This window comes from Streptomyces sp. DH12 (assembly GCF_020873895.1).
Classification (GTDB): domain Bacteria; phylum Actinomycetota; class Actinomycetes; order Streptomycetales; family Streptomycetaceae; genus Streptomyces.
Window position 1 is genome coordinate 1 of sequence record NZ_JAHWGT010000979.1, and the last position, 462, is coordinate 462.

Consider the following 462-nt stretch of genomic DNA (forward strand, 5'->3'; position numbering starts at 1 on the left):
GGACCTGGGAGGCGGCCGGCGCGGTCCGCCGCGAGCTGGACGACCCGCTCACCCCGGTCCTGGCCACCGGCGCGGTCGCCTCGGCGCTGCTCGGCTCACTGGTGGACGCCCTGCTCGTGGTCGGCGCGATGGACCTCAACGCGGTCGCGGGCGGCCTCCAGCGGCTGCGCGCCGAACGGGCCCTCGCCCGGCTGGCCGCCCGGCAGCAGCCCCGCGCGCGACGCCACGTCTCCCACCGCCGCACCGTCACCGTCGACGCGACACGGCTGCGGCCGGGCGACCGCATCGACCTCATCGCCGGCGACGTCGTACCGGCGGACGCCCGCTTGCTGAGCGCCGAGGGGCTGGAGGTCGACGAGTCGTCGCTCACCGGCGAGTCGCTGCCGGTGGCGAAGGACATCGGTCCGACGCCGGGCGCGCCGGTGGCGCGGCGGACCTGCATGGTGTTCGAGGGCACCACCG

The 462-nt window shown here is 77.7% G+C and carries 1 pseudogene; it reads left to right on the plus strand.

What is annotated here, in order from left to right:
- Positions 1 to 462: pseudogene (locus tag LPA54_RS38085) on the plus strand (cation-translocating P-type ATPase); the annotation flags it as partial.